Below are 15,538 nucleotides of genomic sequence, written 5' to 3'. Positions count from 1 at the left end.
GGTTTCTAATTTAGCATCAATTTATGGCATAAAAAAGCAATTTTTTTTAGTCTTTTTTACTTTCATTCTGAATTTCAATCACTTCATAACCCAATTGTTTTATTTTTTCCAAATTTTGCGTTTTATCTCCAACCACTAAAACTATCATATTATTATAAGGCAGGTATTTTTTGGCTATTTGATTTACATCATTAACCGTTAAGGCATCAAGTACTTTCACCTGATCTTTAACGTAGTCGGCGCTTAAACCATAATCCATGATTCTTTTTACAAAATAAAGTTTTTGCAAAGAAGATTCGTATCTTAAGGCATCGGATTGTGCAATGGCGTGACGAGTAAATTCCAATTCACTTTCAGTTATTCCATTATCGGCATAATTTTTAATTTCTCTGAACAATTCAATTAACGTACTATCCGTGGCATTTCCTTTGAAACCGCCACTAATCACATAATTACCATCCGTTCTTCCTCCATGAAAAGCTCCTCTTGTGCCATAAGTCCACCCTTTTATTTCACGCAATAAATAATTTACTCTTGAATTAAAGGCGCCGCTAAAACTAAAATTCATCACATTGGCCTTAAAATATTCTCCACAGCAATCATAAGGTAAGGCTACATAAGCCATTCGGATTTCACTTTGAGGTGCATTTTTCTTTTCAATAAAATAAATTTTAGTTTTTTCAATTGCAGGCACATTTTGAGGCGACAATACAATTGGATTTCCGGTCTTTACCTTTTTTATAAATTCTAAATTCTTTATCGCCTCTTCTTTTGTAATATCACCACTTACCGCAACCGATAACATAGAAGCATTTAATTGATTGTAGTAATTTTTAATATCATCAATGGTTATGGATTGAACGGTTTCGGTAGTTCCATTAGCAGGCAAACCTTTACGATTTGTTTTACCGTATAACAACTCATCCAAAGCAAGATTTGCAATTTGCGATGCGTTACTTTTTGATTGCGAGATACGATCCAACAACTGCTTCTTTACCAATTCAAATTCCGACGGGTCGAATTTAGGTTGCAATAAGGCTTCTTCAGCTAGTTTAATTACGGCAGAAATATTTTCTTTTGGAGAGGTAATACTCATTTGAAATTCTTCTGCTCCGGCATGAATATGAACATTAGCGCCTAATAAATCTAATTTATCTTCAAAATCTGAAACACTGGTTTTGAGTGTACTTTTCATCAACATAGCTGCAGTTAAACCGGCTATCCCTGCTTTATCAAGAGATTCATAATCATGACCCGCTTTAAAACTCACCACAATATCAATTTTAGGAATTTCATTCTCTACTACACCTATTAAAGGAATATTATTCACCAAAGTTGCGGTGTAAAATGAAGGTATACGTGCATGATGTGCGGGTCCGGCTGTAGGTTTTTTTGAACGGTCAAAATCTTCTACCGGTGCTTGGTAAGATAAATTTTTGTACTCTGCACTTTCGGCTTCAATTTTTCTTTCATACATTTTCCAATTATCAGGTCCGGCCTTTAAGTTACTTTGTCCTTTCGGAACAAAACTGCTTATTACACAAGCTTTGTTTTTGATATAGGTATTGTACACTCTTTTGATATCTTCTTTTGTAACCGTTTCAAATAGCTTTATCTGTTTTTTAATATCGTTTGCATCGCCCATTAAAACAAAATTAGAAGCTAAGGTTGCTCCTTTTCCCTGTACAGTTTGCAAGCGATCATACAAATGACTTTTATACTGTGCTTTAAACTTCAATAAATCCTCATCGCTTATGCCACTTTTTTCCCAGGTATCCAATGCGGTTTTAATTTCAGCATAGGTGGCTGACAGAGATGTGCCCGGATTAGCACGAACGGAAATCTGAAATTGCCCTGCAAGTTCGCGTGACATTTGAAAGGCATATGCCGCACTGGCTTTTTTAGAATTGATAAATGCTTTTCTTAACGGTGAACTCTCATGTCCGGATAAAATATCTCCCAATATACTCAAAGCCACATCATCCTTTTCTCCATCCTTTACCGTTGGAAACACTAAGGTTACCATGGGAAATTTAATATTATCTTCATAGGAAATAAATCGGTTTGCCGTTAATTTAACCGGAGCTACTTTCATGGGAGAAACAGCGGGACCTCTTTCAATACTTCCAAAATATTTTTGAACTAACAATAACACCTCATCTGTATTTACATCTCCTGAAATGGTTAAGGCCGCATTATTCGGACCATACCATCGCATATAAAATCTTTTTAAATCATTTACATCAACTCTATTCAAATCATCAATATAACCAATCGTTAACCAACTGTAAGGATGACCTTGTGGATACAAAGCTTCACCTATTTTTTCTCTTTCTAAACCATAAGGTGCATTATCATAACGCTGACCTCTTTCATTTTTTACTGTTGCTCGTTGAATTTCAAATTTCTTTTGCGTAACAGAATCCAATAAAAATCCCATGCGATCTGATTCTAACCAAAGCATGGTTTCCAAATAATTACTGGGCACTACCTGAAAATAATTTGTTCGGTCGGTATTGGTAGTTCCGTTCATATTTCCGCCGGCTTCGCTCACAATTTTAAAATGTTGATCATCACCCACATTTTTTGAACCCTGAAACATCATATGCTCAAAAAAATGCGCAAATCCGCTTCTACCCTGCTGTTCTCTTGAAGATCCAACATGATAAGTAACATCCACATAAACAACCGGATCACTATGATCTTCGTGTATGATTAAATTTAATCCGTTATCCAATTGATAACGTTTATAAGGAATGCAAATTTCATTGTCCGTTTGGGTTACTTCTTCAATAAAAACAGGTAGTGGAAACGTGGTGTTTTTTCCGGGTATTTTTTCAGGATTTTTTATCTGTGCTTTTGATAGAAATCCAATAAGAACAAATACCGATAAACTTAAATTTTTAATACGTATAATTAATTGTTATTAAACAAATATAAGATAAACCTAAAACTTTGACTATCCCCCGTAATAAGTGAAAATATCACACTATTTAACTTCTTTCCTTAAAAGTCCTATTAATTTTGTACGTAAATTTGTAGAAACTAAAAAACTCACACATGTATCCTGAAGCCATAGTAAAACCCATGAAAGCCGAATTAACATCGGCAGGATTTAAAGATTTATCGAGCCCGGAAGAAGTTAATAATATTTTAAAGGAACAGGGAACTGTTTTAATGGTTGTAAACTCCGTTTGCGGTTGTGCGGCCGGAGCCTGCAGACCGGGAGTTAAAAAGAGCCTTGATAATGCCAAGGTGCCTAATGTATTAAGTACTGTTTTTGCAGGATTTGATACTGATGCAGTTGCTGAAGCCAGAAAACACTTTAATCCATATCCGCCAAGTAGTCCGGCTATTGCCTTGTTTAAAAACGGTGAATTAGTACATTTTGTTGAAAGACACCATATTGAAGGTCAGTCGGCCAATGCCATTGCAGAACATTTAAAAGCAGTTTATAACGAATTTTGTTAAATGGTTCAAAAGAATTGATGAAAGACGCATTTTTTGCGTCTTTTTTTGTGCCTGAAAGGGTTACATTTACGTTCCAAAAAGTATTAAAATAAAAAGAGGTATGAATAGATTAAAATCACATGCAATAGTAATGATGGTGAGCTTGGGAATGATATTCCTGACTTCATGCGGATCCGGAGAGAAAGAACCTAATCCTTTAGCAGACAGTTTAAAGGTTGTGAATAATGAATTGGGCGGTAAATTAGGAGAGAAGGAAGCTGCCTTACAAGAATTTGTTGGCGCGTTTAATGAAATTCAAGAGAATTTAAATTCCATTAAAGAAAAAGAAAAAATTGTAAACTCTGCAGCCAAACAAGGTGATGTTACCAGCAAACAAAATCAAATTAAAGAAGATATTCAGGCCATTTATGATTTAATGTCTAAAAACAAATCACGCATTGCTTCCCTATCAAAAAAATTAAAAAATGCGAATTTAAAAATGGAAGGTATGGAACAGATGATTGAAAATTTGCAGAGAGCCATTGATCAAAAAGACGGAGAAATTGCAGATTTAAAAAGTCAGATGGAAGCTTTACACATTGAATTGGCTAATTTAAATACCAATTATCAAAATGTTGAAACTGAAAGCGAACAAAAAACAGAAGTAATTAATACAGCATATTTCGCAATCGGTACTTTAAAAGAGTTAAAAGAAAAAAATGTAGTAACCAAAGAAGGTGGTTTTATAGGAATTGGAAAAACTACCAAGGTTAAAGAAGATTTCAATAAAGAATACTTTACTAAAGTGAACATTGAAGAAACAAAAACAATAAACATTGGTTCTAAAAAAATTAAACTACTTACCAATCACCCAAAAAGTTCATTTAAAATTGTAGGTGAAAACCCGGTGGAGAAAATTGAAATTACAAATCCGAGTGAGTTTTGGAGTGTTTCCAAATATCTGGTAATTGTAATCGATTAATGATTTTCAAAAATTTTAATCTCAAAGCCCGATAATTCGGGCTTTTTTAGTTAATAAGTTATCTGAAATGGTTTATTACTTTAGATTATTAAATCCATTTATCAACGCTAATTTTTTAATTTTGTATTACAACTTTAGGGGTGTCGAACAGACTGAGATTATACCCTAGTACCTGATACGGGTAATACCGACGTAGGAAAAAGTTACAGAATATACTCTGCATACCATTTCTAAAGTTGTTTATTTATACGAAATGGAAATTAGCTTAAATAACGAAAAACTACTTATCACTCAACCCGAATTAATTTATTTATTGCAACAGGTTGTGGGCGATAAAATCAATGGAATGGCGGTAGCCGTTAATCAACAGGTGATTAAAAAATCGGAATGGAATACCTTTCAGTTAAAAGAAAACGATCACGTATTATTTATTAAAGCCACGCAGGGTGGATAAAAATTACACATTAAAACATAAAATTTTAAATCGAATAAAATGAGTAAATCAGACAAAACACCGGAACAAAACGTAATCAGTTGTAAACCCATCAGCGGTTCAAAAAAAGTTTTTGTAAAAGGTAACATCCACCCTATTCAGGTGGCTATGCGTGAAATTACACTTTCTCCCACAAAACACGCCAATGGTAAAATAGAAGAAAACAAACCGGTAACCGTTTATGATACCAGCGGACCCTACACCGACCCAAATATTAAAATTGATATTAAAAAAGGCATTGAACGTATTCGTGAAAAATGGATATTAGACAGAAACGACGTTGAAGAATTAAATTCAGTTTCTTCTTCTTATGGAGAAGAACGTTTGAAAGATACTTCATTAAATCATCTTCGTTTTGAACATTTAAAAAAACCTTTAAAAGCGAAAAAGGGAAAAAATGTAAGCCAAATGCATTACGCCAAAATGGGAATCATTACTCCGGAAATGGAATACATTGCTATTCGCGAAAATCAAAAATATGATTTGCTGGAAAAAGAATTAAACGGGCAATATAAATTATTGAGTCAGCAACATGCAGGTAATTCTTTTGGTGCGAATACACCTAAGGGAATAATTACCGCTGAATTTGTTCGAAAAGAAATTGCTGAAGGCAGAGCCATTATTCCCAACAACATCAATCACCCGGAAAGTGAGCCTATGATTATCGGAAGAAATTTTCTAGTAAAAATAAATGCCAACATCGGTAATAGCGCCGTTACTTCCAGTATTGAAGAGGAAGTGGAAAAAGCAGTATGGGCTTGTCGATGGGGTGCTGATACCATAATGGATTTATCAACCGGAAAAAATATTCATGAAACAAGGGAATGGATTTTAAGAAATTCACCGGTACCAATTGGAACAGTTCCCATTTATCAGGCTTTGGAAAAAGTAAACGGTAAAGCGGAAGACCTAACCTGGGAAATATTTAAAGATACTTTGATTGAGCAAGCTGAACAGGGCGTAGATTATTTCACCATTCATGCCGGAGTTCGCCTAAAATATATTCATCTCACTGCTAAAAGAATCACCGGCATCGTTTCCAGAGGTGGTTCCATTATGGCCAAGTGGTGTTTAGCGCATCATAAAGAAAATTTTCTGTACACGCATTTCGAAGAAATTTGCGAAATTATGAAAGCTTACGATGTTGCATTTTCACTTGGCGACGGCTTAAGACCCGGTTGCATTGCAGATGCAAATGATGAAGCTCAATTCGGAGAATTAGAAACTTTAGGTGAGTTAACTAAAATTGCTTGGAAACATGATATTCAAACTATGATTGAAGGTCCGGGACATGTACCTATGCATCTCATCAAAGAAAACATGGAAAAACAATTGGAATGTTGTAGTGAAGCTCCGTTTTATACGCTCGGACCATTAACCACAGACATTGCGCCCGGATACGATCATATTACTTCTGCAATTGGAGCTGCTATGATTGGATGGTACGGAACAGCTATGTTATGCTATGTAACTCCAAAAGAACATTTGGGATTACCCAACAAAAAAGACGTGAAAGATGGCGTAATCACTTACAAATTGGCGGCACACGCTGCTGATTTGGCTAAAGGACATCCGGGAGCACAATATAGAGACAATGCCTTAAGCAAAGCACGATTTGAATTCAGATGGGAAGATCAATTTAATTTATCACTCGATCCGGATACTGCGCGAGAATATCACGATGAAACTTTACCGGCTGATGGAGCAAAAATTGCACATTTCTGTTCCATGTGTGGGCCCAAATTCTGTTCTATGAAAATTACACAAGAAATTCGCGATTATGCTGAAAACGGAATGCATGAAATGAGTGAAGAGTTTAAAAATAAAGGTTCAGAAATATACAGTTAATGCTTCCTGCTTTAATTATATTTAGTCATGAAAATGACATTGATGATGAAACAAAGTTGGTGAACGAATTGTTTAATCATGGTATGGAATTTTTTCATTTGAGAAAACCCGGATGGTCTTCTTCAGATCAGATTAAATATTTAAGTCAAATTAATCCGGAATACTTAAATAAAATTTCAATTCACCAACATTATGCGTCTGCCCAAGAATTTAACCTTTCCTATATTCACGTTAAAGAAAAGGCAAGGGCAGATTTTGAAGCACGCCAGTTTTCAAATTATAAGCTCAGTACTTCATTTCATCAGGCTGAACTTATTGAAAAAGAATCCAAGCAATGGCATCATTGTTTTTTAAGTCCGGTTTTTAATAGCATTTCAAAAAAAGATTACACCAGTGAATTCGGGAATAATTTTAAAATAAATAATCCGAATAAAAATATTTATGCGCTTGGCGGCATCACTCAACACCATGTTGCTGACGCAATAGCGATGGGTTTTTCAGGTGTAGCAGCTTTAGGAGCCATTTGGTCTTTACCCGGATCCATAATTGAAAATTTTACCGCATTAAATGAAATATGCAAACTGCACGTCCCTTTGTGATAACTATTGCGGGTTTAGATCCCAGTTCAGGCGCCGGATTAAGTGCCGACTTAAAAACTTTTGAGCAAAACAAAGTGTATGGTTTGAGCATTTGTACCGGTATTACAACACAAACTGAAAAAAAATTTATTACAGTGAAGTGGAGAACAGTGGAAGAAGTTCAATCGGATTTGAATATCCTACTCAACGCATATCCCATAAAAGCTGTAAAATTCGGAATCATACCCGATATCCATTGGCTCAAAATACTCTGCGATATGATTAAGACGCACGATTCTAAGATTAAAATAGTGGTTGATCCGGTTATTCAATCTTCTACCGGTTTTTCCTTTGCGGATTACGGTAATAAAAAATTATTGTACAAAATTATGCCTTCGCTTACCTTGATTACACCAAACGCAATTGAATTTGAACAATTATTTGGTTCGGAAAAAAATAATTTGGATTGGTCTGTTTTAAATGATTGTACTGTATTACTTAAAGGAGGTCATCGTAACGAGAAAAAAGGAATTGACACCTTATTTACCAAAAATGAAACGATAGAAATTCTTTCTTCTGAAAAAAATATTTATGCTAAGCACGGATCAGGCTGCGTACTTTCATCGGCCATCACCGCAGAACTCGCTAAGGGAATTGACATTAAAACAGCCTGTGAAAAGGCAAAAATATATACTGAACATTTTTTAAATAGTAATTCTACAGCCTTAGGATATCATGCATAAATTAATTTATATATCTCAGGGCCATAATCCGAATGAACATCTTCGGAATATTGAATCTGCATTGCAAGCCGGAGTAAAACACGTGCAGTTGCGTTTAAAAAATTGCAGCGAAAAGGAAATTCTAAATTGTGCTCATGAAATAAAAAATAAATGTGAAAAATACAACGCCTTTTTTACACTAAACGATTCTCCACAAATTGCTCAACAAGTTAGGGCAAACGGTTTACATTTGGGACTAAAAGACATGCCACTACTCGAGGCGCAAAAAATATTTAAAGGTAAAATTGGAGCAACCGCTAATGAATTTCATCAAATAAAAAATCATGTGCAAAATAAAGCAGATTACGTTGGTTTAGGTCCTTTGCGTTTCACCTCTACTAAAGAAAATTTGAGTCCGATATTAGGAATAGAAGGTTTTACCAAAATCATGAATCAATTAAAATCCGAACAAATTAATATTCCGGTATTTGCTATTGGAGGAATTGAACTAAAAGACATTGAAGGATTAATGCAAGCTGGTGTATATGGTATTGCTGTGTCCGGTTTAATTACAAACGCAACCCATAAAAAAGAAATAATAAATCAAATTAATTCATTATTAGATCATGCTTACGATAGGAAACAAAGAGTTTAATTCACGTTTATTTTTAGGAAGCGGAAAATATGCATCGGATGAAGAAATGTTGCAATCTATTCTCGCATCCGGTACAGAAATGGTAACCGTTGCCTTAAAACGTGTGGAAATAAATGCACCATCGGATCATTTGTTAGATGCCATAAAAAAAGCAAACGTTAACCTTTGGCCCAATACTTCAGGAGCACGAAATGCAAAAGAAGCCATTTTTGCTGCGCAACTGGCACGTGAAGCCTTAGAAACCAATTGGATCAAATTGGAAATTCATCCCGACCCCAGATATTTACTACCCGACCCAATCGAAACTTTAAAGGCCACTGAAGAATTAGCTAAGCAAGGATTTATTGTGTTGCCTTATATTCACGCCGATCCTGTATTGTGTAAATTACTGGAAGAAGCAGGCACATCTGCTGTAATGCCTTTGGGTTCACCCATTGGAAGTAACAAAGGATTAATGACCAAAGATTTTTTGGAAATTATTATTGAACAAAGTCGCGTTCCTGTAATTGTTGATGCAGGAATTGGTTTACCTTCTCATGCCTGCCACGCAATGGAAATTGGGGCTGATGCTGTTTTGGTGAACACGGCCATTGCAACTGCAAAAGATACAATAAACATGGCTATAGCATTTAAAGATGCTGTTCATGCCGGACGAACGGCCTTTGAAGCAAGCCCGGCAGGAATACAAAAAGCAGGCATGGCTACTAGTCCCTTAACCGAATTCCTAAAAGAACTTTAAAAATGACATTTAAAGAAATCTTCAATACCTATAATTACGAGCAGATCGAAAAAGAAATTTCAGAAAAAACTTCCTCCGAAGTTCAAATTGCTTTAAATAAAAATAAGTTGAGTACCGAAGATTTTAAAGCTTTAATTTCTCCTGCTGCTTCCTCCTATCTCGAACAAATGGCGGTAAAGAGTCAAGCCTTAACCAAACAGAGATTTGGTAAAATTATTCAGTTGTATGCTCCTTTGTATTTAAGTAATGAATGCAATAATATTTGTACGTATTGCGGTTACAGTTTTGATAATAAAATAAAAAGAAAAACATTAAACGATCAGGAAATAATTGAGGAAGCTAAAGCCGTTAAAGCCTTGGGCTTTGATCACGTTTTATTAGTAACCGGAGAAGCTAACGCAACAGTTCATTTAAAATATTTCTTGCACGCCATAGAATTAATTAAACCTTTTTTTGCCAATATTTCTATAGAAGTGCAACCCCTTGATGAAGAAGAATACCTTTCTTTACAAAAAGCCGGTGTTTATTCGGTATTGGTTTATCAGGAAACATACAATAAACAGAATTACGGCACTTTTCACCCTAAAGGAAAAAAATCAAATTTTGATTACCGATTGGAAACACCGGATCGGGCTTGTAAGAGTGAAATTCATAAAATTGGCTTAGGTGTTTTATTAGGATTAAATGATTGGAGAATTGATTCCTTCTTTTGTGCTTTGCATTTGGATTATTTACAGAAGGTTTATTGGAAAAGTAAATACTCCATTTCCTTTCCTCGCATTCGTCCGGCTGAAGGCGTTCATGAAGTACAAAATCCCATTCATGAAAAGGAATTATTACAATTGATTTGCGCTTATCGTTTGTTTAATCCCGATTTAGAAATTTCAATTTCTACAAGAGAAACACCTCATTTCAGAAATAACGTAATTCGCTTGGGCGCAACCAGTATGAGTGCAGAATCTAAAACCAATCCGGGCGGTTATGCTGTAGCCAAAGAAAGTTTAGAACAATTTACAATAGATGATAACCGCACCTTATCAGAATTTAAGGAAATTATAAAAAAACAAGGTTATGAACCTGTTTTAAAAGATTGGGACCGTGTTTATTCTGATTCTTATGCTAAGTAACAACGAGAAAAGAAAATACATCAAACAAATTATGCTCTCCGAAATTGGTGTTTCGGGACAAGAAAAAATAAAGGAAGCAAAAGTGGCCATAGTAGGTTGCGGAGGTTTGGGTTGCCCTACCCTCTTGTATTTGTGTGCAGCCGGCGTTGGAACAATAGGGATAATTGATTTTGATACCGTACATATTACCAATCTCCATCGTCAAATATTATTCGGACAAAAAGATGTTAACTTAAAAAAAGTGGATGTCGCAAAAACAAAATTAAACCTCATGCATCCGGAAATAAATATTATAGCTCACGATGTTTTAATTAATGATGAAAATGCGGCTGAACTATTAAAAGATTACGATTTAATAATTGATGGTTGCGATAATTTTGAAACCCGCTATACCGTAAACGATGCCTGCGTGAAACTCAATAAACCCTTGGTTTATGGAAGTATATTAGGATTTGAAGGTCAGCTTTCTGTTTTTAATTACAGGGGAAGTAAAGATTTAAGAGCTATTTTTCCGGTTCCTCCTGCCAAAGAAGATGTTCCGGATTGTTCTGAAAATGGCGTATTGGCTACCGTTCCCGGAGTAATGGGTACGCTATTAGCCAATGAAGCTTTAAAGCTTATTCTTAATTTGAATCCTTTAATGAATCAATACATTATACTTGATTTAAAAAAAATGAATTTGAATTGTTTACATTTTTAAAACGATTGAATTTATTTTAATTAAATTCGTCCCTTATATCTCATGTCAACAAAAAAAATTGCAATCTTAGGTTCAACAGGCAGCATTGGTACGCAGGCCATAGAAGTGATTAAGGCAAATCCTGATATTTTCACAGCTGAAGTATTGGTAGCCAACGGAAATGCAGAATTACTCATTCAACAAGCCATAGAATTAAATCCCAATGCCGTGGTGATTGCCGACGAACAAAAATATCTTACAGTAAAAAAAGCGCTCGAGTCGTATGATATAAAAGTTTTTGCCGGACAAAAATCCGTTGAGCAAATTGTGGAAATGGAAAGTATTGACGTGGTGCTGGCCAGTATTGTTGGATATGCCGGATTAGCCAGTACCATCAAAGCCATTGAAAACAAAAAAAATATTGCTTTAGCTAACAAGGAAACCTTGGTGGTGGCCGGTGAATTAGTAACTAGGCTAGCGCAGGAAAATGCAGTAAATATTTATCCGGTAGATAGCGAGCATTCCGCCATTTTTCAATGCTTAGCCGGTGAGTGGGAAAATAAAATTGAAAAAATTATACTCACTGCGAGCGGAGGTCCGTTCAGAGGCAAAAAAAGAGATGAATTAACTCAGATCAAAAAAGAACAAGCCTTAAAGCATCCAAACTGGAGCATGGGAGCCAAAGTGACGATAGATTCAGCCAGTTTAATGAACAAGGGATTAGAGGTAATTGAAGCCAAATGGTTATTTAATTTAAAGCCCGAACAAATAGAAGTAATCATTCATCCGCAAAGCATCATTCATAGTTTAGTGCAATTTGAAGATGGAAGTATAAAAGCACAAATGGGTTTGCCTGATATGAAATTACCGATTCAGTATGCGATGGCATATCCATTCCGAATAAAAAATGATTTCCCTCGATTTAATTTTACCGATTATCCTTCACTCACTTTTGAAAAACCCGATTTAGAAACTTTTCCTAATTTACAATTAGCTTTTCAGGCTTTAAAAACAGGAGGAAACATGCCTTGCGCATTAAATGCCGCTAATGAAATTGCCGTTCAGGCCTTTTTAGAAGATAAAATTTCATTTTTAAAAATGAGTGAACTCATTGATAAAACCTTGCAAAAAATTGCGTTAATAAAAAATCCGGGTTTAAGCGAATATCAGCAAACGGACACAGAAGCCAGAGCAATTTCCCGTAATTTGCTCTGAGTTCATTAGGTTATTTTAGCTTTTTTTTCTTTAATAATGCTTTTATTTAGCGTATTTTTATACTCTTAACTCACAGGTATTCAGACTTTGTAAAAAATTCTTTATGTTCATTAAAATAGCTCAATTATTTCTCAGTTTAACCATTTTGGTAACCCTTCACGAATTCGGACATTTTTGGTTTGCCAAAAAATTCAAGTGCCGCGTAGATAAATTTTATCTGTTCTTCGACTTTTTATTCCCCTTTGCCAATGTGATGAACTTTCCACTTTTCAAAAAGAAAATTGGTGATACCGAATATGGTATAGGTTGGTTTCCTTTTGGAGGTTACGTTCAAATAGCGGGTATGGTAGATGAGCAAATGGATAAGAGTATTATCAATAGCGAACCACAGCCCTGGGAATTAAGATCAAAACCGGCCTGGCAGAGATTACTGGTGATGATGGGAGGAATTATTGTGAATTTTGTGGTAGGAATTTTAATTTTCTGGATGGTGTTATTCATTTGGGGTAAAACTACTTTACCCATTACCAACTTAAGTCACGGCTTAATGGTAGATAGTACTGCTATTTCCATGGGATTAAGAAACGGGGATTATATTACTTCATTGGATGGTAACCCGGTGAAATCTGTTCACCGCATTCCCGTTGAAATTATCATGAACAGAGTAGAAAAAATTGAAGGCGTACATGCCGACGGAACTAAATTTTCTATTCCCGTGAGTGATGATCACAGAGCCTTAATTTTAAAACGTTTAAAAAAATCTTTATTTGTAAACGAAAGATTTATTGCCAAAGTAAAGGAAGTAGACAGCACCAGTTTTGCTTCTAATGCCAACATGAAACCCGGTGATTTGTTTCTTGCGGTGAATGATATTCCGGTTAAATATTATGACGAATTAAAAACACAATTGAATTTAAATAAATCCACCAAAGTGAAATTAACTTTACTACGAGGAACAGATACGATTCAAACTTCTTGCAGTGTTTCTGAAAAAGGAATTATTGGTTTTGTACCCGAAGAAACCGAACCCACCAAATTTGTAGAAACCAAATATTCATTTGCCGGAGCTTTTGTACAAGGTGTGAAGGATGGCATGGAAATGATAATTATGCAGGCCAAACAATTAGTTGTAATTTTTACAGTGAAAGAAGCCCATAAGCAAGTGGGTGGTTTTTATACCATGGTACAACAAATGGCTCCGGTGTGGGACTGGCATTCATTCTGGACCTTCACTGCATTTCTTTCTCTTGCTCTGGCTTTCATGAATTTTTTACCCATTCCTATGTTGGACGGAGGATATATCATGTTTATTCTATGGGAAATGATTACCCGCAAAAAAGTAAGTGATAAATTTATTTATTATGCCAATAATGTTGGTTTGATTATTGTTTTGGCATTAATGATTTATGCCAACACCGATTGGCTAAGAAATTAAAAGATGAGAATTTGGGCTTCCATATTAACTTGCCTTTGCAGCATTCATTTGGTTGCCCAAACCACAATTAATACAAAGGAAAAAACAAATACCACTGCCGCGCATAAAATTTTGCTTATTCCCTTTGAACCCCGAATGTATTTAAGTGAAATTGATCATCACATTAACCAGGAAACCAAATTAAGCGCCAGACAAATTAAAAATTCTTTCAGAAACGGAATTAATGAGCAATTGTACAAAGCTTTTAAAAATAATAAGTATGCCGTTGTAGATTTGGTGGAAGACACCGTGAAGTATAAAAAAGATTTGGAAAGCATTTATCAATATTTGCAATACGAGTATTTAAAAGTTCCCGATCAAGCCAATTACAAAGCGCCTGTGCGTGAAAAACAAGAGAAAAAAATTGAAAAAGGACAATTGAATGTAGAAACCGATGTAGAAAATCGTTTCATGAATGCCAAGGTTAGTCAGGGCAAAGTGTTAACTTCTTTAGGTTCCAAATACCGTTGTGATTTATTTTTATTTGTCAATCAATTGGAAATAAAAGCGGCAGGAGCTAAAAATCCAGGCGAACTGGTGAATCCCAATGGAAACCGGAAAATAATTTTGCATTACACGGTTTATAATAACGAACTAAAAGAAATAAATTCCGGAATTGCCGAAACGGAGTTTGCTTTTAATTTAAATACGCCTAAAAAAATAATCGATAAACATTTTTCAGCGATTGCGCGAGAAATAAGCGAGCGGGTTAAAAAAGCTTTGCTTCCAAAAGCATCTACTACTTCATCCGCTCAGGATCATTAACACAAATTGCATATTAAAACCGGAATTCATTGTTAATTACTTGAATCAAATTTGAAATTTACACTGAATTGAAAAAAAAGTATAAAAACTTGGACTCAAACCATCAAACGAATGTAGTTGCATAACTCTTTTCGTAATACCTTCCAATCCAAAAAAGAAAAATAAATATTATCTTTCGCTTTAAGAGCTATGCCTTTTATTCTTAAATTTTCTCGTGTGCAGAGTCGAATAAATTCAGGCTCAAATAAAAATCCATTTATTCGGGTATTCAAAAAAGCAGCTCTTCCCTTTTGATTACAGGCTTTTAATCCGGATTGAGTATCTTTCACCAACAACCCGGGGAAAAACAAATGATTAGCCGTTCTTAATAAAAAAGAAAATATTTTACGTGTTAAAGGGAGTTTACGAAAATACTCTCTTGTTCTTACACCAAGCACCACATCATATTTACTGCTATGTAGCAGGTGAAAAATTTCCACCATGCTTTCCGTTTTAAAAGGATAGTCTATATCTGTATACATCACATAACCCTCCTTTATTCTTTGCATAGCTGATCGTATTGCAAATCCCTTACCTGAATTTTCAGAATGATGAATATAAGTAAAATGATGCAGTTGTTCATCCAAATATATAATACTTTGATTAGAGATACCTTCGCAAGAGCCATCGTTAACCAAAAATAAATGTACTTTCACTTCAGCGGGTAATTGTAGAATTAAACTTTTGTAATTCTCTAACAAATTCTTTTCCCAACCTTGTTTGGGATTATAACAGGGATTCACAATGTTTAAAATTACACTCATCAATTTCG

At 35.0% G+C, this 15,538-nt stretch carries 16 protein-coding genes and 1 riboswitch; of the genes, 14 read left to right on the top strand and 2 right to left on the bottom strand.

The features are described 5' to 3' along the window. Nucleotides 1-46 precede the first annotated feature (46 nt). Entirely contained in the window at nt 47-2,737 is a 2,691-nt protein-coding gene (locus IPM51_04905; GenBank protein MBK9283642.1) for an insulinase family protein, read from the bottom strand. A gap of 19 nt (nt 2,738-2,756) precedes the next feature. Between IPM51_04905 and IPM51_04900 the strand changes: the two genes are divergently transcribed. The 14 genes from IPM51_04900 (at nt 2,757) to IPM51_04835 (ending at nt 14,727) form a co-directional block, all read left to right on the top strand. Beyond that, nucleotides 2,757-2,930 carry a hypothetical protein gene (locus tag IPM51_04900; protein MBK9283641.1) on the top strand — a complete coding sequence of 58 codons (174 nt, stop codon included), beginning with the start codon at nt 2,757-2,759 and terminating at the stop codon, nt 2,928-2,930. Nucleotides 2,931-3,060: 130 nt separating this feature from the next. After that, nucleotides 3,061-3,471 carry a BrxA/BrxB family bacilliredoxin gene (locus tag IPM51_04895; GenBank protein MBK9283640.1) on the top strand — a complete coding sequence of 137 codons (411 nt, stop codon included), beginning with the start codon at nt 3,061-3,063 and terminating at the stop codon, nt 3,469-3,471. A gap of 100 nt (nt 3,472-3,571) precedes the next feature. Further along, the gene (locus IPM51_04890) at nt 3,572-4,432 is read left to right on the top strand and encodes a hypothetical protein (GenBank protein ID MBK9283639.1); all 861 of its coding nucleotides are present in this window, start codon (nt 3,572-3,574) and stop codon (nt 4,430-4,432) included. Between the two features lie 126 nt (nt 4,433-4,558). Then, nucleotides 4,559-4,648, top strand: a riboswitch (TPP riboswitch). Between the two features lie 37 nt (nt 4,649-4,685). Beyond that, complete coding sequence (thiS, locus tag IPM51_04885) at nt 4,686-4,886, top strand: sulfur carrier protein ThiS (GenBank protein MBK9283638.1); 201 nt, start codon at nt 4,686-4,688, stop codon at nt 4,884-4,886. 39 nt (nt 4,887-4,925) lie between these two features. Beyond that, nucleotides 4,926-6,773 carry a phosphomethylpyrimidine synthase ThiC gene (gene thiC, locus IPM51_04880; GenBank protein ID MBK9283637.1) on the top strand — a complete coding sequence of 616 codons (1,848 nt, stop codon included), beginning with the start codon at nt 4,926-4,928 and terminating at the stop codon, nt 6,771-6,773. Next, nucleotides 6,773-7,372, top strand: coding sequence for a thiamine phosphate synthase (locus tag IPM51_04875; protein MBK9283636.1), 600 nt, complete (start codon nt 6,773-6,775; stop codon nt 7,370-7,372). Before thiC ends, IPM51_04875 begins: the two co-directional genes overlap by 1 nt. Continuing rightward, complete coding sequence (locus IPM51_04870) at nt 7,348-8,094, top strand: hydroxymethylpyrimidine/phosphomethylpyrimidine kinase (GenBank protein ID MBK9283635.1); 747 nt, start codon at nt 7,348-7,350, stop codon at nt 8,092-8,094. Before IPM51_04875 ends, IPM51_04870 begins: the two co-directional genes overlap by 25 nt. Next, nucleotides 8,084-8,728, top strand: a complete 645-nt coding sequence (thiE, locus tag IPM51_04865) for a thiamine phosphate synthase (protein MBK9283634.1) — start codon at nt 8,084-8,086, stop codon at nt 8,726-8,728. Before IPM51_04870 ends, thiE begins: the two co-directional genes overlap by 11 nt. Further along, a complete protein-coding gene (locus IPM51_04860) occupies nt 8,700-9,467 on the top strand; it encodes a thiazole synthase (GenBank protein MBK9283633.1) in 768 nt (255 codons plus the stop codon). The genes thiE and IPM51_04860 overlap by 29 nt, the downstream gene beginning before the upstream one ends. Before the next feature lie 2 nt (nt 9,468-9,469). After that, on the top strand, nt 9,470-10,594 hold the full coding sequence (gene thiH / locus IPM51_04855; GenBank protein MBK9283632.1) for a 2-iminoacetate synthase ThiH: 1,125 nt from the start codon (nt 9,470-9,472) through the stop codon (nt 10,592-10,594). Next, nucleotides 10,584-11,294, top strand: a complete 711-nt coding sequence (locus IPM51_04850) for a HesA/MoeB/ThiF family protein (GenBank protein MBK9283631.1) — start codon at nt 10,584-10,586, stop codon at nt 11,292-11,294. The genes thiH and IPM51_04850 overlap by 11 nt, the downstream gene beginning before the upstream one ends. A 42-nt stretch (nt 11,295-11,336) precedes the next feature. Continuing rightward, nucleotides 11,337-12,488, top strand: a complete 1,152-nt coding sequence (locus IPM51_04845; protein ID MBK9283630.1) for a 1-deoxy-D-xylulose-5-phosphate reductoisomerase — start codon at nt 11,337-11,339, stop codon at nt 12,486-12,488. Nucleotides 12,489-12,591: 103 nt separating this feature from the next. Beyond that, complete coding sequence (rseP, locus tag IPM51_04840; protein ID MBK9283629.1) at nt 12,592-13,923, top strand: RIP metalloprotease RseP; 1,332 nt, start codon at nt 12,592-12,594, stop codon at nt 13,921-13,923. Between the two features lie 3 nt (nt 13,924-13,926). After that, nucleotides 13,927-14,727 (top strand): hypothetical protein, encoded by an 801-nt coding sequence (locus tag IPM51_04835; protein MBK9283628.1) that lies wholly within the window; start codon nt 13,927-13,929, stop codon nt 14,725-14,727. 95 nt (nt 14,728-14,822) lie between these two features. Here the strand turns inward: IPM51_04835 and IPM51_04830 are convergent, their stop codons facing one another. Then, nucleotides 14,823-15,530: a glycosyltransferase family 2 protein gene (locus tag IPM51_04830; protein MBK9283627.1), complete on the bottom strand. Its 708-nt coding sequence runs from the start codon at nt 15,528-15,530 to the stop codon at nt 14,823-14,825. Between the last annotated feature and the right edge of the window lie 8 nt (nt 15,531-15,538).

This window comes from Sphingobacteriaceae bacterium, from assembly GCA_016715905.1.
Classification (GTDB): domain Bacteria; phylum Bacteroidota; class Bacteroidia; order B-17B0; family Aurantibacillaceae; genus Aurantibacillus.
Note: the sequence above shows the minus strand (reverse complement) of the source record. Positions and strands in the feature narration are given on the sequence as shown.